We start from the raw sequence: 24,021 nt of genomic DNA on the forward strand, positions 1-24,021 counted from the left end.
GGTGGTGGTGGCATTCCTGGCGTCAGGCGGGCTAGCTGCACTTTGCTGTATTGCATTAAAGATTGCTAAAGCCCGCCCTAAGAGCGGGCTTTTTTGTTTTTAAAATCAATGAGAAAAATCACATGATCATCGTACTGAAACCACAAGCAACCGAAGCTGATGCCAAAGCCATTCTGGCCCGTATTGAGGCAAAAAACCTCAAGCCGCTTTACATGCCGGGCGTTGAGCGCATCGTGCTGGGCGCTATTGGTGACGAAAGAGTGCTGGCTGAGCTTAATATCGAAGCTGACCCCATTGTTGAAGAAGTCAAACCTATCCTCTCTAAATACAAGTTAGTGGCCCGCGAGCTTCACCCCCACGATACCCAGGTTCCCCTTGGTAACACCCAGATCGGCGGCGAACGCTTTGTGGTGATTGCCGGCCCCTGCTCGGTGGAGTCTCGCGAACAGCTGATGGCGGTATCAAAAATGGTGCAGGCCAACGGCGCGGTAGGTATTCGTGGTGGCGCCTACAAGCCCCGCACCAGCCCTTACGCCTTCCAAGGTCTGGGGGTGGAAGGTTTGAAACTGCTAAAAGAAGTGAACCAGGAGCTGGGTATTCCCACGGTGTCGGAAGTGATTAGTCCTGAGGATGCCGAGATGATGGCGGGCTACGTTGATATGCTGCAAATCGGCGCCCGAAACATGTATAACTATCGCTTGTTGGAAGCGGTGGGCAAAACCGGCAAACCGGTGATGCTAAAACGCGGCCTTAGCGCCACGATCGAAGAATTCTTGCTGGCCGCCGAATACATTCTTGCCCAGGGTAACCCCAATGTGGTGCTCTGTGAGCGTGGCATTCGCACCTTTGAAACCGCCACCCGTAACACCTTGGATTTAAACGCAGTAGCGCTATTGAAACAAAAAACACACTTGCCGGTGGTGGTTGACCCTTCCCACGGCACTGGCATTCGCGATTTGGTTATTCCGCTGTCACGCGCCGCCGCGGCAGTGGGTGCTGATGGCATCATTGTTGAGTCGCATCTCAACCCCAAAGAAGCCCTATCCGATGGCCACCAAGCTCTGACTGAACCGCTTTTTGAACAGCTCATGCGCGAGCTCAAACCCTTTGTTGCCGCCGCCGGGAGAACACTGTGAGCCCTGCCCTTCTTCGTTTGCGTCTGGGCACTTGCCCAGACCCTTTAAGTGCCTATAAAACCCTCGCTAACAAGCCCAATTCTTTATTGTTAGAGTCGGCAGAACCCAGCGCCGGCAACGCCACACAAAGCCTTATCATCACCGATGCGGCGCTAAAAATTACCGCCCTTGGACGCGAGCTCACCGTTAAAGCCTTGAGTGCCAATGGCCAAACCTTGATGCCAAGGCTTTGTGAGCGCCTGGGCATGAACGCCAAACTAGACGGTGACACCTTAACGCTGTCGGTCCCCAAACCGGACCCGGAGCTAGACGAAGACTCACGCCTTAAAGCGCCATCGGTGTTCACCTTGGTACGCGAGCTGCTGACACTACTGCCCAAAGATACCGACATGCCTTTTTCCAGCATGGTGGCCGGTTTGTTCGGCTTCGATTTGGTGGCCAGCCTAGAAGACTTGCCGGATGTGAGTGGCGACGAAGAAGTGCCTGACTTGTGCCTGTATCTGGCAGAAACGGTGCTTTACCTTAATCACCGCAACCAAAGTGCCACCCTGTTGGCCCTAGCCCTTGAAGGCACCCAGTCGGCCGCTTATTTTGAGCTTTCTCGCCGCTTGGCCGATTACCAGCAAAAGCTTAATGCGCCATTGCCGTTACCCAACATAGCCGTTGACGGCCCGGCCACCCCGAAAGTGGTGCCGGAAGATGAGCAATTTAAAGAAAACGTGGCACTGCTTCGCGAACATATTCTGGCGGGCGACTGCTTTCAGGTGGTGCCATCACGGCGCTTTTTCGCGCCCTGCCCTGAGCCACTTATTACCTACCAGGCCCTTCGCAACCAAAACCCCAGCCCTTACATGTTCTTTTTAAACGCCGACAGCTTCACGCTGTTTGGTGCCAGCCCTGAAAGCGCGGTAACCGTTGACAGTCAAAGCCGCGAGTTAGCGGTTTACCCCATTGCCGGTACTCGCCCGCGCGGTGTCGATGCCGACGAAGATGGCCGTTTTGAACTAGAAATGCGCCTGGATGAAAAGGAACAAGCCGAGCATTTAATGCTGGTGGACTTGGCACGTAACGACGTGGCCCGGGTATCCGAACCTGCTACCCGCACCGTTACCGACCTTTTAAAAGTCGACCGCTATGAACGGGTCATGCACTTAGTGTCGCGGGTAAAAGGCACGCTTCGCCACGACCTCGATGCACTGCACGCCTATCAGTCAGCGCTGAACATGGGCACCCTGACCGGCGCCCCGAAAATCATGGCCACCCGCCTCATTCGCCAAGTAGAAGGCCGCCGCCGCGGCGCTTATGGCGGCGCTATTGGTTATGTCACGGCCCGTGGCGACATGGATACCGCCATTGTGATCCGCTCTGCGGTGGTCAAAAACGGCGAAGCCTGCGTACAAGCCGGTGGCGGCGTGGTGTTCGACTCAACTCCGCAATTTGAAGCAGATGAAACCCGCCACAAGGCCGCCTCTGTGCTGCGCGCCCTGGGCGCCCGGGAGGTCAAAGCATGATAGTGCTGCTCGATAACCTCGACTCTTTTACTTACAACCTGGTGGATGACTGCCGCCGCCTTGGCGAAGAAGTGGTGATTTACCGCAACAGTGTCTCGGTCGATACCGTCATCAATAAGCTGGCCAGCGAACCGAATGCAGTGTTACTGCTCTCCCCCGGCCCGGGTAACCCACAATCGGCCGGCAATTTGCTCGCGGTGCTGGAAAAAGCCTTGGGCACCTATCCGGTATTGGGGGTTTGCCTTGGCCACCAAGCCTTGGTTGAAGCGACCGGTGGCAGCCTGAAACGTTCGCCGCTGCCGCGCCACGGCAAAGCCTTTCGCCTTAACATTACATCGCACCCGCTGTTTGCTGGCATGGGAGAAGCGCCAATGGTTGGCCGCTACCACAGCCTGGTGGCAGATACGGTGTCAGACAAACTCGACGTCATCGCTGATACCGAAGATCAGGTGATGGCGGTGGTGCATAAGTCGGCACCGGCAATTGGCTTGCAATTTCACCCCGAATCGCTGTTAACCCGTGACGGCCACAAACTGCTGGTTAACGCTTTGACATTATTGCGGGGTGAAGCGTGAGTCTGGAAAAACTCCTCAATGGCGAGCGCCTTAGCGCCGAGCAGTCGCAAGCTTTTTTTGCCGACATGGCTGCCGGCAATATGGACCCGCTGCATCTAGCCGCAGCCCTTGCCGCCATGAAAGTACGCGGCGAAACCAGTGCTGAGCTGCAAGGTTTGGCCCAGGCACTGTTAGCGGCCGGTAAGCCCTTTTCGCGGCCGCAAGGCGACTTAGTCGACTGCTGCGGTACCGGCGGCGACGGAGCCAACACCTTGAATATTTCCACCACCGCCGCTTTTGTTGCGGCCAGCGCTGGCATCAAGGTGGTAAAACACGGCAACAAGGCGGTGTCGTCACAATCCGGTAGTACCGATGTGCTGACCGCGCTGGGCATCACCGTTATGGTTGACCCGGCTCTGGCCCGGCAAACTCTTGATGAGGTCAACTTGTGCTTTTTGGCCGCACCGCAATATCACCCCGGCATCAAACACGCCATGCCGGTGCGCCAGGCCTTAAAAACCCGCACGCTTTTTAACCTGGTTGGCCCGTTGGTGAACCCGGCGCGCCCTAACTTCCAATTGATGGGGGTTTACGACCCAGCACTTTTGGAAACCATTGCCCGCACCCTAATGGCGCTGGGTGTTGAGCGCGGCATGGTGGTACACGGCAGCGGTCTCGATGAAATTGCCCTGCATGGCCCCACCCAAGTGGTGGAAATTCGTGACGGCGCCCTTATCGAATACCAATTAACGCCTGGCGACCTTGGCCTTAGAGACGCCAGCATCGAGCAACTGGCCGGCGGTGATGGCTCTTATAATGCCCAGCAATTGGAAAAACTGCTGGCAACGGCAGAGCCCGGCCCGTACTTTGACGCAGTAGCCGCCAATGCGGGTGCGCTTTTTTACATGGCAAACCTAACCCGCACCCTTAAAGAAGGGGTCGCCATGGCCGGTGATGTAATGAAAAGCGGCAAGGCCCATGCCACGCTTAATCAGTTAAAGGAGATGCTCCGTGGCCACGGTGCTTGAAGAAATCGTAGAACGCAAAAAAGCCGACTTGCCAGCACTAAAGGCCCAGTTTCCACGTGCTAGCACCATGACCCTGCCACTGTCGAAAAGGTCCCTCGAGCACAGCTTGCGTTTCGGCAGCGGCTTTATTCTGGAATGTAAAAAAGCCAGCCCCTCCAAGGGCCTTATTCGCCCGGACTTTGACCCCAAGGCCTTGGCTGGCATTTACCAGCAGTACGCTTCCGGTATTTCGGTATTAACCGACGAGCCCTATTTTCAAGGCCGCCCCGAATATCTGGCCGCTGTGGCGCAAAGTGTCACGGTGCCGGTGCTGATGAAAGACTTTTTTATCGACCCTTTCCAGATACGCTTGGCACGCTATTTAGGGGCCGACGCCATTCTGTTAATGCTGTCGGTACTGGATGACAACACCTATTTGGCACTGGCAGAAGAAGCGAAAAAGCTGAACCTTGATATTTTGACCGAGGCGGCAACCGCTGAAGAGCGCGACCGGGCGGTGCGCCTTGGCGCCAGAATAATCGGCATTAATAACCGCAACTTACATGACATGAGCATCGACCTGGGCCGCACCGAACAGTTGGCCAAAGGCATTCCTGAAGACCGTGTGGTTATCAGCGAATCGGGCATTAAAAGCCATCAGGACGTCAAACGGCTTAAAGGCACCGCCCAAGGCTTTTTGGTGGGCTCTGAACTGATGAACAAGGCCGATGTGAACCTCGCCTGCCGCCAGCTGATTTTGGGTGAACACAAAGTCTGTGGCCTTACCAAGGCGGCGGATGCCAAAGCCGCTTATGACGCTGGCGCCTGCTACGGCGGCCTTATTTTCGCGGCCAAAAGCCCAAGAGCGGTTACCGAGGCAGAAGCCGCCACCATTATGGCCGGCGCCAAGCTTGCCTATGTTGGCGTTTTTGTTGATACGGATATTGAACAAGTGGCCGCCATTAGCAACCGGCTGGGGCTTTTTGCGGTGCAGCTTCACGGCAATGAAGATGCCAGCTATGTAGCAGCGCTTCGCGACAAAACCCAGGCCCAGATCTGGAAGGCCTGCACCGTTGATGCCGTGCCTGACATGGCGGTTGACCGCCTGGTGGTCGACTCAACACAGCAAGGCCAATTTGGCGGCACAGGCGCCGTTTTCGACTGGTCAAAATTGGGCAACCAATTCACTGCCCCAGTGATGCTGGCAGGCGGCATAGGCCCTGACAATGTCCAAAGTGCACTCGGTGTGCCCGGCATTATCGGCCTTGATCTTAATTCCAAACTGGAATCGGCCCCGGGTATTAAAGACCCCGCCCTTATCCAGCAGACATTTCAGTTAATGAGGCAAGCATGAGCCATTTTTCCCCTTATTTTGGCGAGTTCGGCGGTACCTTTGTACCGGAGATCTTGGTGCCGGCACTGGATCAGCTGACAGCAGCCTTTGAAAATGCCCTTGAAGACGACAGCTTTAAAGCCGAACTTGGCGCCCTTTTAAAGCACTATGCAGGCCGCCCCACGCCGCTTTATGAAGCCACGCACCTAAGCCCCAATCCTTTGGTACGCATTTTCCTTAAACGCGAAGATTTGCTCCATGGCGGTGCCCATAAAACCAACCAGGTGTTGGCCCAGGCACTGCTCACCAAGCGGATGGGCAAAAACGAAATCATTGCCGAAACCGGTGCTGGCCAGCACGGTGTTGCCACCGCCATGGTAGCGGCAATGATGGGCATGAAAGCGCGCATTTACATGGGCGCCAAGGACTGCGAACGCCAACAGCCCAACGTTTATCGCATGAAGTTGATGGGGGCCGAGGTTATTCCGGTACATGCCGGCTCTGGCACCTTAAAAGATGCTGTTAATGAAGCGCTTCGCGATTGGGCCGCCAATTACGATACCGCCCATTACCTGCTGGGCACCGCTGCTGGCCCGCACCCCTTCCCGCATTTGGTACGGGAGTTTCAACGTATCATTGGCGCCGAGGCCAAAGCTCAGATGATTGAAGCCATTGGCCGCCTGCCCGACGCTGCCATTGCCTGCGTTGGTGGCGGCTCTAACGCCATTGGCCTTTTTGCCGATTTTATCGACGAAAAAGACGTGGAATTGATTGGGGTAGAACCCGGCGGCGAAGGCGTGGAAACCGGCAAGCACGGCGCCCCTATCTACATGGCCAAAGAAGGCATTTTGCACGGCATGAAAAGCTACCTGATGCAAGATGAAGACGGCCAGGTAGAAGAGTCGCACTCGATTTCAGCGGGGCTGGATTACCCGGCAGTGGGCCCACAACATGCCTACCTTGCCAAAACCGGCCGTGCCCAATATGTGCCCATTAACGACGACGAAGCCATTGAGGGCTTTAAAGCCTTATGCCGCTCTGAAGGGATAATTCCGGCGATTGAATCTTCCCACGCCTTGGCTTATGCCCTAAAACGCGCCAAAGCTGCCAGCAAAGAAGAGGTGTTGCTGGTGAATCTTTCTGGCCGCGGCGATAAAGATCTCAACACCATTATGAAGTTGGAGGGCCTGCTATGAGCCTGTATCAATCCTTGTTTGAGCGCCTAAGAGCCAAAAAAGAAGGGGCTTTCATTCCCTTTTTGACCCTGGGCGACCCGGATTTAGACACCAGCTTCGAACTGCTTTGCACCTTGGTTGAAAATGGCGCTGATGCGTTAGAACTCGGCGTGCCGTTTTCCGACCCGGTAGCGGATGGCCCAACAATTCAGGCTGCCACTTTGCGTGCGCTTGCCAGTGGCACCACCCCGAAAAAGGCCCTGGCCTTGGTGCGGCGTTTAAAAGACAAATATCCCGAGATACCGGTGGGGTTATTAACTTACGCCAACCTGGTGTTTGCCGCCGGTATTGACCAGTTCTACCTTGATGCCAAAGCCGCAGGTGTTGATTCCGTGTTGGTGGCCGATGTGCCCATCAAGGAGTCTGCGCCTTTTGTAAAAGCCGCCAAGGCCGCCAAGGTTGCACCGGTGATGATAGCGCCGCCCAATGCCTCAGAAGCCACCCTTAAAGCCGTTGCTCAGCTGAGTGAAGGCTACGTTTATTTGGTCTCGCGCGCCGGTGTTACCGGCACCGAAACCGCGGCTGGCAAACCGCTTGGCCATATTATTGACACCCTTAAACGCTATCAGTCAGCCCCTGTTGTATTAGGTTTTGGCATTGCCGAGCCGGAGCAAGTGAAAGCGGCGCTTGCCGCCGGCTGCGCCGGTGCCATTAGTGGTAGCGCCGCGGTTAAGGCCGCAGAGCAAGGCCCCGAGCAGTTGGCAGCCTTTAGTGCCAGCATGAAAGCGGCTAGCCGCTAATACAAATAAAAAAGGCCTTCGGGCCTTTTTTAATAGAGGCAACATGTTCGACAAAGCCACCCTGATTAAGCTTGCACAGACCCAGATGCCGTTTGGTAAGTATCAAGGCCGGCCGCTGATGAAGTTACCTGAAGAGTATCTTTTATGGTTTCAGCACAAGGGCTTTCCGGAAGGAAATCTAGGGGAGCTGATGGCGCTGGCGTTAGCGCTAAAGGTGGAAGGGTTGGATACTATTCTTGACCCTCTGGCTAAACCAAAACCATAAAAAAGGGCGCCCTAGGGCGCCCTTTTTCTATCATTGTTGCGACTTAGGCAACAACAACAACGTTAGCAGCTTGAGGACCTTTTTGGCCTTGCTCAACGTTGAAAGTCACTTTTTGGCCTTCTTTCAGCACTTTGAAGCCAGTGCCTTGGATAGCGCGGAAGTGTACGAATACATCAGCACCACCGTTTTCGGGAGTGATGAAGCCGTAGCCTTTTTCTTCGTTGAACCACTTAACGGTGCCGGTAGAGTTAGACATGTAATGTCTCCTGAAATTTACTGTGCGCAATGCGCGTTAAAACAAATTACTTATGATTACAAACAGTTAATGAAGCTTCAGGACAACATTACCGGGTAGAGCGAATGTGTAGAGAAGTATTCAAATCTTGACTGTTACATTAAGTAAGACCGCACTTTACGGCCGGTGCGAATATTAGCACAAGGGCCTCGCAGGTACAGGACTATTTTGCAATTATCTGCACTTGTGCAAATTGCTGTTTATCAATGCCATTTCCCGCCAAGAAAACGTTTTTAGGCTCATCTTAGCAGCAGAGCTGCCGAATATTGCCGCCGCCCCAAGCGCGCCATGCGCGCAAAGCTATCAAGGGGCACCGGCATGGCAATGTTGTCGGTTACGCTTTGCACATCTTCAAGGTCCGGGTCGTGCAGATAAACAAAGCGCTGGTCCATCGCCACCACCAATACCCAGTGCGGCGCTTTTTCGTTGTGCATCTGGTAGGTGGAAATTAATACCAGAGCCAAGCCACCAGCCTCTAAGTGCCGGTGCAGGGCGTCTAACTCCATACGCTGATAAATCCGCTGAATGCCAGCCTTTTTGATGCGCTTGGAAAAATCTTCATGAACCACGCTAACAATGTGCTTTTTATCGCTACTGCGAACCCCTTCGATAAAAGGCACTTCTTTGTCAGAAACGCACAAGCTCACCTCAAGGCCATGGTCTGCGGCCACCAGGGCCAAGCCCTCCCCCGAGCAGCCACCGTGGCCGGAGGTCATAAAAATGGTGGTGGATGCCCGCCACAGGTTCAGCTCGTCACTGATACTGGGTTTGTGCTTTTTCTTCAGCGCTGACATCGCCATCAAAAGACAGGCGGGGCCGCAGGTAAACCGGGTTTGCTGTGGGTAAAACGGCACCTTTAAGCTGCCCTTGGGCAACTTGCCTTTAATACGTTTTTCCATGCGCAGGCCGTCACTACCGTCTTCGTAGTAACCCAGCAGTGGCGTGATGGTTTTAAAGCCGAATTTTTCATATAGGCCAATGGCAGCCTGGTTGTCTTCCTGGACTTCCAGACGAATGGCAATGGAGCCTTCGCTAATGGCGGCTTGTTCGATTTTTTCCATCAACAACTTGGCGACGCCACGGCCACGGGCCGCCGGATCAACCGCCAACGAATAAAGCCGTGCTAACGCCGTGCCTTTTTTTAACAGCAATACCGCCGCGCCCAATAATTTGGTTTTCTCTTCGGCCACCCATACCTGACCATGCGCCTCTTTTAATAGGTGGCGCCAGCGCCGACGGTCAAGGCGGTCATGGGTAAACGCTTTATTTTCCAGCGCGAAGAGGTCATCCAGGTCGGTAATACTCGCCAAGCGTACTTTCATTACACTCACCCTTCATACAAGTGGCTGCACAATAGCCATAATTAACGCCAACTTACAGCGAAGGATATTTGTCTTTAGAACAAGAAATCCTTGTTTGCGAGCCACTATGAATGGGCGCATTCTTTGCGCCATCCAACACAGGAGTGACCCATGACCCGGCTTTATATCCTCCTCAAAGAGCAAAAACAGTGGGGAGGGCTCTACCCTTCTGATGATTTACTTACCGCCCGTGAGTACTTAAAACTGCCGCCCGTTAAAGGCACCGATAAAGTGCAGGTATTGAACCTTACCGGCAGCTATCGCTATTTGGGCGAAGGCTACTATTGCTCTTTGCTGGCAGAAGCCCGCGGTCACAGAGTGCTGCCGTCGGTGGCAACCTTAAACGACTTGGCAAGCCGCGGCCTCTACGGCCCGGAAATCAAAACGCTGAAAACGCCAACCGACAACGACGTAACCTTTCGGGTGTTTTTTGGCCGCACCTTAGACCCGCACTTTGCAGAACTGGGCTTGCAGCTGTTTGACCGTTTCCCGGCGCCAATATTGGAAGCCACCTTAAAAGACGGTGCTATCAGCAAGCTAAAACCCAAGGGGCTTTCTAACCTCAGCGATGAAGAAGAAACCCTGTTTGCCGAAGCGTTAGATGCGTTTTCTCATAAAATTTGGCGCGTTAAAAAGCCCAAACGCAAATACCGTTTTGACTTGGCGATGTTGGTAGACCCAGAAGAAAAGCTGCCGCCGTCAGATACCGGCGCCCTTAAGCGTTTTATTCGCGCGGGCCGTACCTTGGGCGTGCAGGTTGACCTTATTACCCATAAACAAGCGGCGCGCCTTGCCGAATACGACGGGCTTTTTATCCGCGAAACCACCAGTATTCACGGCCCCAGTTTTCAAATGGCGCGCCGCGCCGAAAACTTAGGCCTGGCGGTAATAGACACCCCTGAAGCCATATTGCGCTGCACCAACAAAATTTACCTGGCCGAGCGCTTGGAACAGGCCAAAGTGGCCATTCCCAAAACCCGTATCGTGCAGCGCGGTGACGAGGAAGCGCTGGCCGCGGCGGCGGCCGACTTAGGTTACCCACTGGTGATGAAGATCCCCGACGGTTCCTTTTCCCGCGGGGTGGTGAAAGCCCAGAGCATGGAAGATGTACACAAACATGCCGTCGGCTTTTTCAAGCAGTCGGCGCTGATCCTGCTGCAAGAGTATTGCTACACCGAATACGACTGGCGGGTTGGGGTTTTGAACAAAGAGCCGATTTTTGTCAGCAAATACTTTATGAGCCGTGGTCATTGGCAGATTTATAACCACTCAGGCAAAAAAACCCAGTCGGGTGGCTTTGAAACCCTGCCGGTAGCGGCGGCGCCGAAAAAAGTGATCGACACCGCCGTAAAGGCAGCCAACCTAATGGGCGATAGCCTCTTTGGTGTTGATTTAAAAGTGGTTAACGGCAAACCAGTGGTGATAGAGGTTAACGACAACCCTAACGTCGATTCCGGGGTTGAAGACAAAATCTTGGGTGACCAGCTGTACTTAACCATCATGCAGGAATTGGTCAAACGCATGAGTTGATTTAGACTGGGCGGTAGTTCGTTGGAGGAATACATGGCTTTTCTCGACTATTTGCCGCTTATTATTTTTTTTGTTGTCTACAAACTCAGCAATATCTACACCGCCACTTGGGCACTGATTGGTGCCAGCGCGCTGATGCTGGTGGTGGTCAAACTGGTTAAGAAATCCATATCCAAACAGCAATGGTGGCTTTTTGCCGCGGTGGTGGTGTTTGGCGGTATGACCCTGGCCTTCCATTCCGATCTCTTTATCAAGTGGAAGGTCACCGTGGTTTATGCAGCCTTTGCTGTTGCGCTTATCGGCGCCCAGTTTGGCGGCAAGAGCCTGATTAAATCGATGCTGGGTGAACAACTTAAATTACCAGAGCCGGTATGGCGCAAACTGACCTTTGGCTGGGGCGCCTTCTTTGCACTGATGTCCGTTATCAACTTGGTTGTGGCTTATCAGTTTTCCCAAAACACCTGGGTTAACTTCAAACTGTTTGGCACCACGGCCGCCACGCTAGTTGCTTGCCTCATTAGCGGCATGCTGATTTACCGGCACCTTCCCGACCAAGAAAAATCCTAAAAAAAGCCGCCTTAAGGCGGCTTTTTTATAGCTTGAAGCGTCCCACCACCTGGCTTAACTGCTGCGCAGTGTGCTCAACGGCCTTGCCTTCATCGGCGCTGGTTTGGGCATGCACAGCGCTTTGCTTGGCCTTGGCATCAAGCTGGCTGAGGTTTTGGTTAATATCACTGACCACTTCCGATTGCTGCTCGGTTGCAGCGGCAATTTGGTCGGCTTTATTACTCACCGTCGCCAAACGCATTTGAATTTGTGCAAAGGCCTGAGTGGCTTCTTCAACGGCCGCCAAGGTCCCTTCCACCTCAGAAAGACCACTTTCAATAGCATCCACCGTGCCTTTTACGCCGCTTTGCAGGCGCGTGATCATTTGCTGAATATTTTGTGTCGATTCTTGGGTGCGACCAGCCAGGGTGCGCACTTCGTCAGCGACCACCGCAAAGCCACGGCCGGAGTCTCCGGCGCGGGCCGCTTCAATGGCGGCGTTGAGTGCCAGCAAATTGGTTTGCTCGGCAATGGAACCTATCACATCCAGCACCGTGACAATATTTTGCGCTTCTTGTTCTAACAAGGACACGGCGTTAGAAGCATCGGTCATGGTGGAAGACAATGCCTGGGTTTGCTGCACCGACTTACCGGCAAGGCTGGCACCATGCTCGGCATCTTCACTGGCGGCCCTGGCCTCTTTGGCAGAATCGGCAGCACTTTCTGCCACTTCTTGAATGGAAGCGGTGATCTGCTCGGTAGCAGTGACCAGTTGCTCCAGAGAGCGTACTTGTTCATTTACCAACGACAAGGTTTCGGTACCGGTGCCTTTGACTTGTTGGGCATGGCTTTTCATTTCGGTGGCGACCGCCGCAACCGACTTCATTTGTTGCTGCAACTGGCCCATCAGCTCATTGAAATGCATTGCCAACCGGCCAAGCTCATCATCGTTTTTTACATCGAGGCGCGCGGTTAAGTCGCCATCTCCCCGAGCAATGTCTCTAATGCGCTGCTGCAAATGGCTGGTAGTTCTCGTTACATAGGTTGGGATGTAGTAACCAATAATGACAAAAATAATCAGGATGATACCGGCTGCCCCCCAAAGCATCACCAGGTTGCGATTGGCCTTGTCATGAGCCACTTGGGTGCTGGCTTTAACCCGATTTTCTATCAGTTCGGTACTCTTGTTTAACAGCTCGCGAATTTGCTCAAAGTCGTCGGTTGAATCAATTTCGCTGATGCTTATCTTGCCTGCTAGCTGCGTGTCTGCACCTTTAACCCACTGGGTAACCTTTTCATGAAAGCGTTTTACCAAGGCATCAACATCCGGCAATTTGGCGGCGGCGGCAGCAGTTTGAGAACGCGTTAACGCCTGCTGGATATTTTCGTCGCGCATCGCCAGCGCCGCCTTGGTCTCTTTGCCTTCAATGGTGCGAACTACCGCTTCTTGCTGGGCCACCAGCGCCTGATAAAAATCACGGTCGGCCTGGATGATACCGTCAATAGCGGGTATCAACCGAATCAACTCAGCACTGCTTTGGCCACTATCGGCTGCGGCTTTTAAGGCATCGATATGATGCTCAATAAGCTCGGTGCTTTCGTCCATAAACTGGCGAATATGGTTGAAATCATCATGGGATTCGAGCTTGTCTAATGACTGTTGAGTACCCAGACTGGCCAAAGCACGTTGCTGCCATTGCCCGGCGTCGCTGGTGAATGAATCCACAAGCTCTTTAACCTTGGGCAGTTCCACCAGGGTGGACGCCTTTTGAGAACGTCGAACCGCTTGCTCGATGTTGTCTTTAAGGGTTTGCACCTGCTCGGCAATATCTTTGCCTTCCATTTTGCGCGCCACCGCTTGTTGGCGGGCCACCAAGGACTGATAAAAGTCACGGTCGGCTTGCAATACAGCATCAATAGCTGGAATAAGGTTACTGACTGTTTCATCGGCACTGCGCTGCAGCGCCTTGGTCCCGAAATGGGCCAAGGCCGCCAAAATCAGCGTTAACACAGTTAAAACCAGTAAGGCCAAACGAATTTTATTACTGAGTGACATAAGGTTCTCTTTGCACTAGCAGGGTTCAGTAACAACATAAGCAGTGCATTGAGTGTTGTAGACGAATGTGGCCATTTCAAATTTAGACAGTAAAAAAACGCCGCCACCTCGCTGATAAAAAAGCTTTTTTGGTTATCAAAAATGCAATTTCCGGCGGCATCCCCCTGATAAGGGCGCAACAGGGCATTTTCATCAAACCGTGATTGAGAAGTCATAAAACTGTCACCGCTTACAGTGACAATGCCTGCACTGACATTGCGATACAGTGTCTGTGCATCTCTGAGACATCCTGATATTTTGGCCCCAGGTATTATTTACCCGGGGCTTTTTTCTTTCCGGGACAAAAGGAGATAAATCGTGCTCTACAGTATTATCAGCGAAGACGTTGCCAACTCTCTGCCGCTGCGGATGCAAGCCCGCCCGGCACACTTAGCACGCTTGGAAGAATTAAAAGCCAAAGGTTTATTGGTAATAGCCGGGCCAAGCCCGGCTATTGATAGCGATAACCCGGGTGAAGCAGGCTTTACCGGTTCATTGGTGATAGCCGAGTTTGCAAGCCTTGACGATGCCAAGGCCTGGGCCGATGCCGACCCTTATGTTGCTGCTGGCGTTTATGCCAAGGTCACCGTGAAGCCTTTTAAGAAGGTGCTGCCATAACCGGTGGCGGTTAGGGTTTTAAAAGAAAAAACGCAGCCCGTTGGCTGCGTTTTTTTATGGCTACTGCAGCCTGACCAACAGGCTGGATGTATCCCAGCGACTGCCGCCAAGACGCTGCACGTCAGCGTAGAACTGGTCAACCAAGGCGGTTAACGGCAGGGTGCTGCCGTTGCGGCGCGCTTCGGCAAGGGCAATTGATAGGTCTTTTCGCATCCAGTCGACAGCAAAACCAAAGTCATATTGGCCTTTATCCATGGTAAGGGCACGGTTTTCCATCTGCCAGCTTTGAGCGGCACCTTTGGAGATAACCTCCACCACATCAGCAACGTTAAGCCCGGCTTTTTGAGCAAAGTTAATGGCCTCAGACAGCCCTTGCACAATGCCGGCAATACAAATTTGGTTGACCATTTTACAAAGCTGGCCACTGCCCGCCTCGCCCAAGCGTTTTATCTGCTTGGCGTAGCTTTTAAGCACCGCTTCGGCGGCTTGATAGGTAACTTCATCACCACCGACCATAACGGTTAACTGGCCATTTTCAGCCCCCGCCTGGCCGCCTGAAACCGGCGCGTCTAAAAAGCCAATGCCTTTATCGCTCAGCGCTTGATACAGCTCGCGCGCCACTTCAGCACTGGCGGTAGTGTGGTCAACCAATATCGCGCCAGCCTTCATGCCAGCCATGGCAGCAAAAGCAACAGCACGAACATCATCGTCATTACCCACACACATCATCACCAAGTCAGCGTCTTTTGCAGCTTCGCTAGGCGTGTCAGCAAATTTACCCGCAAACTCTTGGGCCCACTTTTCAGCTTTGGCTGTGGTGCGGTTATAAACACAGACCTCAAACCCGGCTTTTTTAAGGTGCCCTGCCATCGGGTAACCCATCACCCCTAGCCCTAAAAACGCAACTTTCATAACAGCTCCTTTGCTGCATAAGCTTCAGCATCAATGCTATTAGCTTGCCATATTTACGCCGGTAAATCTGGCCTTCACAAACCTCAATGGCTGGGTTTTTTAGCGCTTAAAATAGCAGCCTTATAAAAAGTGCGAATGATGCCAAAGTTGGCTCTTCCTCGCTTCTGATAAGATGGCTTTGAATTCGTATTGGCATTGTTAGACATGATGAAGCTTGTAAGGGCATTGGCGATTATTTTTGCCTGCCTCTATTTGGGCAAAGGTCTGTGCGCCCTGACCCACCTGCCTATTCCGGGCAGTATCATTGGTATGTTGATTCTTTTTACGCTGCTCAGCTCAAAGCGCTTGCCTGCCCAATGGGTAGTCCCCGCCGCAACGCCGCTTATTCGCCACATGACCTTGTTGTTTATTCCCGCCGGTGTTGGATTGATGAACTATCTAGACGTATTAGAGCACCACGCTTTAGTGCTGGTGGGATCTTGTATCGTATCGACCTGTTTCATCATTTTGGCGGTGGGCACCCTTTATCAAAAACGGGGACCCAAAGGCCATGATTGAAGCGCTTGCCTTACTGGCCTTCACCTTGGTGCTGTATTGGTTGCTAAGAGAGCTACAAATACGCGCCAAGAGCCCTCTGCTTAACCCGGTGCTGCTGGCCATTATTATTTTGGTACCGCTACTGATTTATTTAAAAATTCCCTATCAGCAGTACATGAAAGGTGGCCAGGTAATTAACTTCTTTTTAGAGCCGGCAGTGGTTGCCTTGGCTTATCCGCTTTATCAGCAATTAGAGCTTATTCGCGCCCAGTGGAAGGCGCTGCTGTTAACCTGTCTTGCGGCAGTTTTACTGGCCATGGGCTCGGTGTTACTGCTGGGCTGGGGGTTAGGTGGTAACCGGCAAGTGTTACTGTCGCTGGCGCCTAAAGCGGTAACAACCCCCATTGCCATGGGGGTAAGTGACCGCATCGGCGGTATTCCTTCTCTGACTGCGGTTCTGGTCTTGGTGGCAGGCTTTACCGGCGCCTTGGTGGGGCCGACACTGCTTAATTTAGCCAGAGTGAAAAGCCCACAGGCCAGAGGCCTTGCCATGGGAGCGGCTTCCCATGCGGTGGGCACCGCCAGAATGGTTGAAGAATCTGCCGAAGCGGCCGCCTTTTCCGGCTTAGCATTGAGTCTTTGTGGCATTATTACCGCCATCGTGGCGCCTTTAGTGGTGCCTTGGATAACGGAGTTAATGGTATGAAAGTCACTGTTTTTTCTTCAAAACCATACGACGTTGCGTCACTAAGCCAAGTGCCTGACACCATCGATTGGCATTTTCTTGAACCCAGGCTCGATAGCGATACCGCCAAGCTGGCCAAAGGCAGCGAAGCCATTGTTGCCTTTGTGAACGACGACCTCAGTGCGCCCGTGCTCACCGAACTTAAATCGCAAGGCATTAAAATGGTCGCGCTACGTTGCGCCGGCTTTAACAATATCGACTTGGAAGCGGCCAATACCTTAGGGCTTAGGGTGGCCAGGGTACCGGCATACAGCCCCGAAGCCGTTGCCGAACATGCTGTCGCCCTGACCATGATGCTAAATAGGCGCTTGCACCGCGCCTACAACCGGGTGCGGGAAAATAACTTCAGCCTTGATGGTTTGCTGGGGTTTAACCTGCACGGCAAAACTGTCGCCATTATTGGCACCGGCGCCATAGGCCGGGCGACAGCGCGTATTTTTAAGGGGTTTGGCTGCAAACTGGTGGCATACGATCTCTACCCTAACACCGCCTTTAACGATGACATTGGCGGCCAGTACCTGCCTTTTGAGCAAGCGATAACCCAGGCTGACATTGTCAGCCTGCATTGCCCGCTAACCCCAGACACTTACCACCTGATTGATGCCGGCAGCTTGGCCAAAATGAAAAAAGGCGCCATGCTCATCAACACCAGCCGGGGCGCACTACTGGATACCCAAGCGGCGATTGACGCCTTAAAATCTGGGCAATTAGGTTACCTTGGCTTAGATGTCTATGAGCAAGAAGGGGATTTATTCTTTGAGGATTTATCTAACCGCATCATTCCAGATGACGTGTTTCAGCGCCTACTGACCTTCCCCAACGTGGTGATAACCGGCCATCAAGGGTATTTCACACAAGAAGCACTAAGTGCCATCGCCCAAACCACTGTCGATAACCTCAATGCCTTTCATCAAGGGCAGCTAAGCGGCAACGAACTGACCAAGGCCTGACTGAATGAACAACGCGTTATTGGCAGACTCACTGCCGCTGATCCCAACACCACTGCAACCGCTCGCCAGCGCTTGGCTAAAACAGCAGCCCTTTATTGCCCAACTTAGCCCAGAGCAAGTCAGGCACTGGTGCGCCCTAAGTGGCCTTGCACCTGACCAGCTCATGCTCGCGTTGCTGCCTTTGGCGCGCTGCTTTGCGAATGCCCCCATTTCTCACTTTTTTGTCGGCGCCATTGTCGAGGGCAGCAGCGGTATTTGGTATCTAGGAGCCAATCAAGAGTACGCACCGGCGCCACTGGGTATGACCATTCATGCCGAACAGTGCGCCATTACCCACGCTCGCCAGAGCGGCGAAACCAAACTGACCAGCCTTGCGGTCAATTACAGCCCTTGTGGCCATTGCCGCCAGTTTATGAGTGAGCTGTCTGAAGATTTGAGCCTGCGGGTATTATTGCCCGGCAAGCCGGTAAAGACCTTGGCCGACTATTTACCGGAAGCCTTTGGCCCGTGGGACTTGGCAGTAAAAGAACGGCCCTTAGCCATTGAAGATAAACATTTTAATGCGCCTGAAAGCGAAGCCTTGGTAACAGCTGCGGTGCATGCAGCCAGTATCAGCCATGCCCCCTATACCCAAACCTTTGCGGGGGTAGCCATGCGTGTGGGCGATGCAATCGTTACCGGCAGTTACATCGAAAATGCCGCCTACAACCCAAGCCTGCCCCCTTGCAAGCGGCGCTCATTATGTTAGCCGTCAAAGGCTTACCCCTAACCGCTCAGCAGATTGTGGTTGCACAAAAAAAGGGGCGGGTTGATTTAAGCTCGGGGGTTATTGAGCTCGCCAACGCCTTGGCGCTACCGGTTCCCAAGCTGGTGGAACTGTAAACCTAAGCCGATTGACACTGAAAAAGCATTGTTGATGCCTTGCCAGTTTTGGCATCCTTGGGCCATTACGTTTTGTTAACTGATGGCCCATGTCCTTACCTTTTGTGATTAAAGCCGGTACCACCGCCCGCGCCAAACTGCTCAAAGACGGCTTCTTGCCTGAGCTGTTTTCCGCCATGCTGGGCGCCTCAGGTGGCCCCAAATGGTTTGTGTTATCAGGGCTTGACCAATGGCTCGCCGCTGACTTTTTACCCCAAACGGCCCCGCTTAAACTGTTAGGCAGCTCGGTTGGAGGCTGGCGCATGGCCGCCCATGCCACCGCCAACCCCGTGGCCGCAATAACCCGCTTTCGCGATTTTTATCACCACCTAAGCTATGCCGACGGTGCCACGCCTAAGCATATTTCAGATTCATCCCGGGCCATGGTTAAAACCCTTTTGGCAGAAAATGGCGCCAAACACATTCTGCAAAGCCGTCATCAACTGCATTTAGTCACGGCAGGCTGCCGTGGCCTGTTACAAAGTGAACGCAAGGCGCCGCAAATGCTTGGCCTTGGTGTGGCAGCCCTTGGCAATATGCTCAGTCGCAAGAGTCTGGGGGCATTTTTTAGCCGCAGTATTTTTCATACCGGCCAGTATCAACCCTGGCTTGGCACCCATGACTTACCGACCGAGATGGTAAGCTTGACCGAGCAAAACTTGCCCCAAGCCCTGGAAGCCACCGGTGCCATTCCTTTGGTACTGGAAGGGGTTAGCGTTGAAGGCAGTCGCTACCCTTTGCACCGCGACGGCGGCATTATCGATTACCACTTTGATTTACCTATTAACACTGATGGCCTGGTGCTGTACCCGCATTTTTACGATAAGGCCATTCCCGGCTGGTTTGATAAAAGCCTTAAGTGGCGTAAGGCCAGCGCCGCCCACTACGACAAGGTGGTGATGATAGCGCCATCCCCCTCGTTGGTTGCCGGTTTGCCATACCAAAAATTAAGCGATCGCAAAGACTTCGAGAACTTTGACGACAAAACCCGTATCCAATATTGGCAACAGGTAATTGATGCAGGAAACCATTTAGCTGAAAGCTTTGCGTCAGCCGTCAAAAACGGCCAATGGCAACAAGCACTGCTGTAAAGCTGTGGTATTCTCTCGCGCCATAATAATGATTCGACCCTACATAGGAGCTCAGTGAAGGATGCGACGTCCACTGGTTATGGGAAACTGGAAGCTTAACGGCAGTAAAGCGTCCGTTGAAAAGCTACTGGCCGAGCTCAACGCCGCCACCCAAGGTATCAACACCGTTGATATCGCTGTCTGCCCACCCGCCCTTTATATCGGCCAAGCCGAACAGCTGTTAGCCAACAGCGCCATTGCCCTTGGCGCCCAAAATATCGACGTCAATCGCCAAGGTGCTTTTACCGGTGAACTGGCCGCCGACATGCTCACCGAATTTAGTGTGAAGTATGTGTTGGTTGGCCACTCCGAACGCCGCGCTATGCACCATGAAAACGACGATGTGGTAGCCAGAAAATTTGAAGCCGTTAAAGAAGCCGGCTTAGTGCCTGTGCTTTGTGTTGGGGAAACCCAAACCGAGCGCCACAACGGTGAAACCAAAGATGTGATAGGCCACCAATTACATGCTGTTATCAAGCGCTGTGGCCGTAATAGCTTCGATAACGCCGTGGTTGCCTACGAGCCGGTATGGGCTATTGGTTCTGGCCAAGCCGCCAGCCCGGTTGACGCGCAAAAAGTACACGAATTTATTCGCGCGCAAGTCGCGGCGCAAAGTAAAGACAGCGCCGCCGCACTGCCTATTTTATATGGCGGCTCGGTAAAGGCCGCCAATGCCAAGGCGCTTTTTAGCATGGACGATGTTGACGGGGCCTTGGTCGGCGGCGCCTCGCTCGATGCTGACGAGTTCACCAACATCATTAAAGCCGCTTGTTAAAAAAACCGCCCAAGGGCGGTTTTTTTAACCACAAATCTTGCCTCTCAATGCGCTGCTGTCTAGTATCCCCTGGCTTTTGACTTCACTACACCTCACTAAAAAATAACAAAGGAACACAGCATGGCTTCCATTCCCCATATCGACATGAGTCGTTATGACCAGGACTTTGATGCCTTTGTCCAAGATATCGGTAACGGCTACGCCTCTTTCGGCTTTGTGGCATTAACCGACCATGGCATTAGCGATGACATCATCCACGGTGCCCTGGACATTAGCCGCGAACTTTTTGCCCTGCCAGCAGAAACAAAAAACAAATATCACCTGGCAGGTAAAGGTGGCGCCCGAGGCTACACCCCCTTTGGCACCGAAATCGCCAAAGACGCCAAACATGTCGACTTAAAAGAGTTTTGGCACGTTGGCCGAGAACTGAAAGGCACATCGCCACATGCGCAGTTACTGCCGAATATTTGGCCAGAAGAAGTACCCGCCTTTAAACCGCGTATGCTGGCGTTATATGAAGCGCTAGATACGCTAGGTAACAAGGTATTGGATGCACTGGCCGTGTATTTAAAACAGCCACGTGATTTTTTCCGCGACAAGGTTAACTTGGGTAATTCTATTCTTCGGCCCCTGCATTACCCACCTATCGTCGATGAAGGTACACCGTCGGTGCGGGCAGCAGCGCACGAAGATATTAACGTGCTGACCTTGCTGGTAGGCTCTCGCGAGCCAGGCTTGGAAGTGCTAGCCAAAGATGGCAGCTGGATAGAAGTCTCCATTATTGAAGGCGCCATTATTTGTAACATCGGTGATATGCTGCAGCGCATGACCAACGGCGTGCTGCCATCAACGACCCACCGTGTGGTGAACCCGCCGCTGCCTTATTCGGCCAGTTCTCGCTACTCCATTCCCTTCTTCCTGCATTTCAATTCCGATGTACTGATAGATGCACTGGATAGTTGTGTTAGCGACAGCAATCCCAAAAAGGAAGCAGCCATCACTGCCGATGACTACCTAATGCAACGGCTTAGAGAGATAGGCCTGATTAAATGAAAAAAGGCGCCCAGAGCGCCTTTTTTATTTTTGATTGCAAAAAATGCACCTCGGCATTGTGTTTTTCCATTTTTAATCTGCCCACAAAGCGCTTACAGATGTAGACCCACAATTTTCTGTTTAAAAAAACACCGGCAACGACCAACACCAAGTTAGTTAAGGTATTGCTGAATCTAAAAAACATAGAAAAACAAATTAGAAGCTGAATGGAATGGCAAATTTCACCGGTTTAAAGCCGTAAAACTAATAACGCCATTAGGCTGCGGTTAACCCTATTTCAGAATCTAAGAAACCGCTTAATGACGCTTAAACCCCTGCCCTGTCTACGTTGTCGCAATCTTAATTTATTGCCTACACTTTTTATCGCAGCCTGTTTTGGGTTGCCTTAAATACCTTTTTGCAGGGAGAGATTATGAAAAAGGTTAGCGCTTTTCGCTTATCTGCTGCTGCCACTTTAATGGTAATTGCTTTTGGTTCTCAGGCTGCTGATGTATCAAAAGATGACTTGTCAGGTCGCTTTTATCTGGGTGGCTATTTGGGTGCTATGGATCTTGATCAAGATCGCATGGTAGAAAAAGGTTCGGATACTTTTAAACCTGATACCGGATTTAAAAGCTTTACCCCTGGTCTCGAGTTTGGTTACCGGATCAACCCTATCTGGGAAGTCAGAGGTTATTATGACTACCTTCAGGCCGATTTGAAAAACCATAGCCCGTCTGGCTATGGCGATTCTTACGGTGCCGATGTGCTCTTTAATATCACCGATCATTTTTACACCGGTCTGGGTATTAATCGCACCAAGGTTGAACAACTGGAAGACACCTTTGGCCGCTTAACCATTGGTTACCGTACCTTCTTGACTGAGCACACCGCCTTTCGTGCCGAAGTGGCGGCTCAGCAGAATGACAGTAACTTTACCGATTACGTAGCCAATGTCGGTTTCCAATACTTCTTCGGTTCGGCCCCCCACGATGAGCCAGCTCCGCCGCCGCCAGCTCCAGCGCCCGTCGTTGACTCAGACGGTGACGGCGTACCCGACAACCAAGATGCCTGCCCCGGTACGCCCGCTAACTACCAAGTAGATGAGCGCGGCTGTACCAAGTACGAAACACAAACGGTGACCGAGAAACTGCTGGTTAACTTTGGTATTAACTCCGATAAAGTTAAACCAGAGTACTACCCGGAAATAGAGAAAGTAGCCAAGTTCATGAAGGACTTCCCGCAGCTGGACGTCGTGATTGAAGGCCATACCGATGATACCGGTGCTGCCAGCTATAACTTGAAGCTGTCTGAGCGCCGCGCTAAATCCGTGGGCGATGTCTTAGCTTCACAATTTGGCATCGACAAGTCACGTATCAAAACCGTAGGCTATGGTGAAAGCCAACCGGCAGTTGAAGGCACCAGTAAGGAAGCCCGCGCTGCCAACCGTCGCATTGAAGCCAAGTTGTCAGCAACCAAACAGGTTCCTGATACGAAATAACCGGCTTTAGTACGATCAGGGGAGCCGCTGGCTCCCCTTTTTTTATAGGAAAAAAGTATGTTTAAACCGTTGCGCTGGTTGCTGCAGGGCTTTTTAATCACAGCACCCGTGCTATTGACCATTTACGTGGTTTGGGCGCTGTATCGCTACTTTTACAACCGCCTGTTTGAACCCATTGCCGAAATATTGCACGGCCTTACCGGCGCCACATTGCCGCAATGGCTTATCGCGCCAATAGGCTTAGTACTGACGCTGGTGTTCATCATGCTTATCGGCATGCTGGCAGGTAACATTATTGGTCGGCAAGTCTTTAGCCTGATTGATAAAATCATGGAGCGCCTTCCCCTAGTAAAGGTACTTTACGGTGCCATTAAAGACTTATTAGGGGCGATAACCGGTCAGGACAAGCGTTTTAACAAACCGGTGCTGGTTAAGCTCAACAGTGAAATAGAGGTAATAGGCTTTGTTACCCGCGACAGCCTTGAAGAGCTGGGGCTCGAAAATAAGGTCGCCGTCTACTTGCCACAGTCTTTTAATTTTGCCGGCAATCTGGTGTTAGTTGATAAAGACAAAGTCACGCCATTGGCAATGTCTGCCGCTGAAGTATTGCCATTGGTGGTAGCAGGCGGGGTATCTAAACCCCATGATGGTAGCAGAAAAGCGAATAAAGCCTCAGGCGGTTAAATCTAGCCCCAAACTGGCTTTCGGCGTGGATAGTGCTTGGTAGTTGTTAAGGTTACCTTGCGCTTCTTGTTGTTGCTGCGAAGCGATGGCAGCTCGGGCTTCACTGATCATCTGTTGGGCCTGGGCGGCCACTTGCCGGTCTTGGCTTGAAGGTTCTGCCGGCGCCAAAGCCGCTTTAAGAATGGTTTGTGCTTTTTCTAACGTCGCTTGTGGGTCTCCACTGACCTTGGACGTATCAATACTCACCTCACCGCCAACAGCGTAACGGTTACCGTCGGCACCGCGTTGGTAGTCAAGGCTCATGCCCTGGGCCAGATGCCCTGCCGCATTTTGATGCGCCTGCTCGTGGGCTCTTACTTCCTGATCCAAAGAGCGTAATTTAGCCAAAGCCTGTAATTGTTCAGCGTCAAGCTCACCTGCAGAGGTAACCTGCAAAGGGTTAGTACTCTGGGTTGGGGTGCTTGATGTTGGCGTAAATGATGTCTGCACTTGGCACTGCATCTTTTAACAAAGGCTTCACATAAAGATAATCGCCCTTGCACCCCCTCGCCACTAGTGTTACCTCTTTTGTGTGCCGGAACGAAGGAGTGCAGTTTGTCCAGCCATCT

Annotated in this window: 26 protein-coding genes and 1 other annotated feature (1 of these 27 cut by a window edge); of the genes, 21 read left to right on the forward strand and 5 right to left on the reverse strand. The window is 52.6% G+C overall.

Annotation, left to right across the window (positions count from 1 at the left end; genetic code table 11):
- Positions 1-97 (forward strand) — a sequence feature (Trp leader region) (it extends 4 nt beyond the left edge of the window).
- A 25-nt stretch (positions 98-122) separates the two neighbouring features.
- The 8 genes from DW350_RS11660 to DW350_RS11695 are packed head-to-tail and all read left to right on the forward strand — an operon-like array spanning position 123 to position 7,781.
- On the forward strand, positions 123-1,136 hold the full coding sequence (locus DW350_RS11660; RefSeq protein WP_115719033.1) for a bifunctional 3-deoxy-7-phosphoheptulonate synthase/chorismate mutase: 1,014 nt from the start codon (positions 123-125) through the stop codon (positions 1,134-1,136).
- On the forward strand, positions 1,133-2,647 hold the full coding sequence (locus DW350_RS11665; protein WP_115719034.1) for an anthranilate synthase component 1: 1,515 nt from the start codon (positions 1,133-1,135) through the stop codon (positions 2,645-2,647). Before DW350_RS11660 ends, DW350_RS11665 begins: the two co-directional genes overlap by 4 nt.
- Positions 2,644-3,222, forward strand: coding sequence for an anthranilate synthase component II (locus tag DW350_RS11670; protein WP_115719035.1), 579 nt, complete (start codon positions 2,644-2,646; stop codon positions 3,220-3,222). The genes DW350_RS11665 and DW350_RS11670 overlap by 4 nt, the downstream gene beginning before the upstream one ends.
- Positions 3,219-4,229 (forward strand): anthranilate phosphoribosyltransferase, encoded by a 1,011-nt coding sequence (gene trpD, locus DW350_RS11675; protein WP_115719036.1) that lies wholly within the window; start codon positions 3,219-3,221, stop codon positions 4,227-4,229. The genes DW350_RS11670 and trpD overlap by 4 nt, the downstream gene beginning before the upstream one ends.
- Complete coding sequence (gene trpCF / locus DW350_RS11680; RefSeq protein ID WP_226911317.1) at positions 4,213-5,562, forward strand: bifunctional indole-3-glycerol-phosphate synthase TrpC/phosphoribosylanthranilate isomerase TrpF; 1,350 nt, start codon at positions 4,213-4,215, stop codon at positions 5,560-5,562. Before trpD ends, trpCF begins: the two co-directional genes overlap by 17 nt.
- Entirely contained in the window at positions 5,559-6,737 is a 1,179-nt protein-coding gene (gene trpB, locus DW350_RS11685) for a tryptophan synthase subunit beta (protein ID WP_115719037.1), read from the forward strand. Before trpCF ends, trpB begins: the two co-directional genes overlap by 4 nt.
- Entirely contained in the window at positions 6,734-7,516 is a 783-nt protein-coding gene (trpA, locus tag DW350_RS11690) for a tryptophan synthase subunit alpha (protein WP_115719038.1), read from the forward strand. Before trpB ends, trpA begins: the two co-directional genes overlap by 4 nt.
- A gap of 43 nt (positions 7,517-7,559) precedes the next feature.
- Positions 7,560-7,781 (forward strand): DUF3820 family protein, encoded by a 222-nt coding sequence (locus DW350_RS11695; RefSeq protein ID WP_115719039.1) that lies wholly within the window; start codon positions 7,560-7,562, stop codon positions 7,779-7,781.
- A 43-nt stretch (positions 7,782-7,824) separates the two neighbouring features.
- Here DW350_RS11695 and cspE read toward each other — a convergent pair whose 3' ends face one another.
- Together cspE and DW350_RS11705 are read right to left on the reverse strand one after the other, a co-directional pair.
- Positions 7,825-8,037: a transcription antiterminator/RNA stability regulator CspE gene (gene cspE / locus DW350_RS11700; protein WP_115719040.1), complete on the reverse strand. Its 213-nt coding sequence runs from the start codon at positions 8,035-8,037 to the stop codon at positions 7,825-7,827.
- 278 nt (positions 8,038-8,315) lie between these two features.
- Positions 8,316-9,398 (reverse strand): GNAT family N-acetyltransferase/peptidase C39 family protein, encoded by a 1,083-nt coding sequence (locus DW350_RS11705; RefSeq protein ID WP_115719041.1) that lies wholly within the window; start codon positions 9,396-9,398, stop codon positions 8,316-8,318.
- Positions 9,399-9,548: 150 nt separating this feature from the next.
- On the opposite strand from DW350_RS11705, the gene DW350_RS11710 reads away from it, so the two are divergent.
- Together DW350_RS11710 and DW350_RS11715 are read left to right on the forward strand one after the other, a co-directional pair.
- The gene (locus DW350_RS11710) at positions 9,549-10,967 is read left to right on the forward strand and encodes a RimK family ATP-grasp domain-containing protein (protein WP_115719042.1); all 1,419 of its coding nucleotides are present in this window, start codon (positions 9,549-9,551) and stop codon (positions 10,965-10,967) included.
- A gap of 33 nt (positions 10,968-11,000) precedes the next feature.
- Positions 11,001-11,534 carry a septation protein A gene (locus DW350_RS11715; RefSeq protein WP_115719043.1) on the forward strand — a complete coding sequence of 178 codons (534 nt, stop codon included), beginning with the start codon at positions 11,001-11,003 and terminating at the stop codon, positions 11,532-11,534.
- A gap of 25 nt (positions 11,535-11,559) precedes the next feature.
- Here the strand turns inward: DW350_RS11715 and DW350_RS11720 are convergent, their stop codons facing one another.
- Positions 11,560-13,569, reverse strand: coding sequence for a methyl-accepting chemotaxis protein (locus tag DW350_RS11720; protein ID WP_115719044.1), 2,010 nt, complete (start codon positions 13,567-13,569; stop codon positions 11,560-11,562).
- A 357-nt stretch (positions 13,570-13,926) separates the two neighbouring features.
- Between DW350_RS11720 and DW350_RS11725 the strand changes: the two genes are divergently transcribed.
- On the forward strand, positions 13,927-14,226 hold the full coding sequence (locus tag DW350_RS11725) for a YciI family protein (RefSeq protein ID WP_115719045.1): 300 nt from the start codon (positions 13,927-13,929) through the stop codon (positions 14,224-14,226).
- A 60-nt stretch (positions 14,227-14,286) separates the two neighbouring features.
- Here DW350_RS11725 and DW350_RS11730 read toward each other — a convergent pair whose 3' ends face one another.
- Positions 14,287-15,138: an NAD(P)-dependent oxidoreductase gene (locus tag DW350_RS11730; protein WP_115719046.1), complete on the reverse strand. Its 852-nt coding sequence runs from the start codon at positions 15,136-15,138 to the stop codon at positions 14,287-14,289.
- A 204-nt stretch (positions 15,139-15,342) separates the two neighbouring features.
- Between DW350_RS11730 and DW350_RS11735 the strand changes: the two genes are divergently transcribed.
- The 10 genes from DW350_RS11735 (at position 15,343) to DW350_RS11780 (ending at position 23,413) form a co-directional block, all read left to right on the forward strand.
- Positions 15,343-15,696 (forward strand): CidA/LrgA family protein, encoded by a 354-nt coding sequence (locus DW350_RS11735; protein ID WP_115719047.1) that lies wholly within the window; start codon positions 15,343-15,345, stop codon positions 15,694-15,696.
- A complete protein-coding gene (locus DW350_RS11740; RefSeq protein WP_115719048.1) occupies positions 15,689-16,381 on the forward strand; it encodes an LrgB family protein in 693 nt (230 codons plus the stop codon). Before DW350_RS11735 ends, DW350_RS11740 begins: the two co-directional genes overlap by 8 nt.
- Positions 16,378-17,370: a 2-hydroxyacid dehydrogenase gene (locus DW350_RS11745; protein ID WP_115719049.1), complete on the forward strand. Its 993-nt coding sequence runs from the start codon at positions 16,378-16,380 to the stop codon at positions 17,368-17,370. The genes DW350_RS11740 and DW350_RS11745 overlap by 4 nt, the downstream gene beginning before the upstream one ends.
- A 4-nt stretch (positions 17,371-17,374) precedes the next feature.
- Entirely contained in the window at positions 17,375-18,118 is a 744-nt protein-coding gene (cdd, locus tag DW350_RS11750) for a cytidine deaminase (protein WP_115719050.1), read from the forward strand.
- Positions 18,112-18,252 carry a hypothetical protein gene (locus DW350_RS19525; RefSeq protein WP_192954663.1) on the forward strand — a complete coding sequence of 47 codons (141 nt, stop codon included), beginning with the start codon at positions 18,112-18,114 and terminating at the stop codon, positions 18,250-18,252. Before cdd ends, DW350_RS19525 begins: the two co-directional genes overlap by 7 nt.
- Positions 18,253-18,341: 89 nt before the next feature.
- Entirely contained in the window at positions 18,342-19,382 is a 1,041-nt protein-coding gene (locus tag DW350_RS11755; protein ID WP_115719051.1) for a patatin-like phospholipase family protein, read from the forward strand.
- 61 nt (positions 19,383-19,443) lie between these two features.
- A complete protein-coding gene (gene tpiA / locus DW350_RS11760; protein WP_115719052.1) occupies positions 19,444-20,196 on the forward strand; it encodes a triose-phosphate isomerase in 753 nt (250 codons plus the stop codon).
- A 120-nt stretch (positions 20,197-20,316) separates the two neighbouring features.
- Positions 20,317-21,249: an isopenicillin N synthase family dioxygenase gene (locus tag DW350_RS11765; RefSeq protein ID WP_115719053.1), complete on the forward strand. Its 933-nt coding sequence runs from the start codon at positions 20,317-20,319 to the stop codon at positions 21,247-21,249.
- A gap of 412 nt (positions 21,250-21,661) precedes the next feature.
- Positions 21,662-22,729, forward strand: a complete 1,068-nt coding sequence (locus DW350_RS11775) for an OmpA family protein (RefSeq protein ID WP_226911318.1) — start codon at positions 21,662-21,664, stop codon at positions 22,727-22,729.
- A 57-nt stretch (positions 22,730-22,786) separates the two neighbouring features.
- Positions 22,787-23,413 (forward strand): DUF502 domain-containing protein, encoded by a 627-nt coding sequence (locus tag DW350_RS11780; protein ID WP_115719055.1) that lies wholly within the window; start codon positions 22,787-22,789, stop codon positions 23,411-23,413.
- Here the strand turns inward: DW350_RS11780 and DW350_RS11785 are convergent.
- Complete coding sequence (locus DW350_RS11785) at positions 23,402-23,902, reverse strand: putative metalloprotease CJM1_0395 family protein (protein WP_192954664.1); 501 nt, start codon at positions 23,900-23,902, stop codon at positions 23,402-23,404. The genes DW350_RS11780 and DW350_RS11785 overlap by 12 nt on opposite strands.
- Positions 23,903-24,021: the final 119 nt, after the last annotated feature.

Origin of the sequence: Gallaecimonas mangrovi (assembly GCF_003367375.1) — a bacterium.
In the GTDB taxonomy this organism is placed as follows: domain Bacteria; phylum Pseudomonadota; class Gammaproteobacteria; order Enterobacterales; family Gallaecimonadaceae; genus Gallaecimonas; species Gallaecimonas mangrovi.

Bases quoted from the DNA above. Each gene is read 5' to 3' on its own strand.
- DW350_RS11660 (WP_115719033.1), top strand. From the start codon at position 123: ATGATCATCGTACTGAAACCACAAGCAACCGAAGCTGATGCCAAAGCC.
- DW350_RS11670 (WP_115719035.1), top strand. From the start codon at position 2,644: ATGATAGTGCTGCTCGATAACCTCGACTCTTTTACTTACAACCTGGTG.
- trpB (WP_115719037.1), top strand. From the start codon at position 5,559: ATGAGCCATTTTTCCCCTTATTTTGGCGAGTTCGGCGGTACCTTTGTA.
- trpA (WP_115719038.1), top strand. From the start codon at position 6,734: ATGAGCCTGTATCAATCCTTGTTTGAGCGCCTAAGAGCCAAAAAAGAA.
- DW350_RS11695 (WP_115719039.1), top strand. From the start codon at position 7,560: ATGTTCGACAAAGCCACCCTGATTAAGCTTGCACAGACCCAGATGCCG.
- cspE (WP_115719040.1), bottom strand. From the start codon at position 8,037: ATGTCTAACTCTACCGGCACCGTTAAGTGGTTCAACGAAGAAAAAGGC.
- DW350_RS11705 (WP_115719041.1), bottom strand. From the start codon at position 9,398: ATGAAAGTACGCTTGGCGAGTATTACCGACCTGGATGACCTCTTCGCG.
- DW350_RS11710 (WP_115719042.1), top strand. From the start codon at position 9,549: ATGACCCGGCTTTATATCCTCCTCAAAGAGCAAAAACAGTGGGGAGGG.
- DW350_RS11715 (WP_115719043.1), top strand. From the start codon at position 11,001: ATGGCTTTTCTCGACTATTTGCCGCTTATTATTTTTTTTGTTGTCTAC.
- DW350_RS11720 (WP_115719044.1), bottom strand. From the start codon at position 13,569: ATGTCACTCAGTAATAAAATTCGTTTGGCCTTACTGGTTTTAACTGTG.
- DW350_RS11730 (WP_115719046.1), bottom strand. From the start codon at position 15,138: ATGAAAGTTGCGTTTTTAGGGCTAGGGGTGATGGGTTACCCGATGGCA.
- DW350_RS11735 (WP_115719047.1), top strand. From the start codon at position 15,343: ATGATGAAGCTTGTAAGGGCATTGGCGATTATTTTTGCCTGCCTCTAT.
- DW350_RS11740 (WP_115719048.1), top strand. From the start codon at position 15,689: ATGATTGAAGCGCTTGCCTTACTGGCCTTCACCTTGGTGCTGTATTGG.
- DW350_RS11745 (WP_115719049.1), top strand. From the start codon at position 16,378: ATGAAAGTCACTGTTTTTTCTTCAAAACCATACGACGTTGCGTCACTA.
- cdd (WP_115719050.1), top strand. From the start codon at position 17,375: ATGAACAACGCGTTATTGGCAGACTCACTGCCGCTGATCCCAACACCA.
- DW350_RS19525 (WP_192954663.1), top strand. From the start codon at position 18,112: ATGTTAGCCGTCAAAGGCTTACCCCTAACCGCTCAGCAGATTGTGGTT.
- DW350_RS11755 (WP_115719051.1), top strand. From the start codon at position 18,342: ATGTCCTTACCTTTTGTGATTAAAGCCGGTACCACCGCCCGCGCCAAA.
- tpiA (WP_115719052.1), top strand. From the start codon at position 19,444: ATGCGACGTCCACTGGTTATGGGAAACTGGAAGCTTAACGGCAGTAAA.
- DW350_RS11765 (WP_115719053.1), top strand. From the start codon at position 20,317: ATGGCTTCCATTCCCCATATCGACATGAGTCGTTATGACCAGGACTTT.
- DW350_RS11775 (WP_226911318.1), top strand. From the start codon at position 21,662: ATGAAAAAGGTTAGCGCTTTTCGCTTATCTGCTGCTGCCACTTTAATG.
- DW350_RS11780 (WP_115719055.1), top strand. From the start codon at position 22,787: ATGTTTAAACCGTTGCGCTGGTTGCTGCAGGGCTTTTTAATCACAGCA.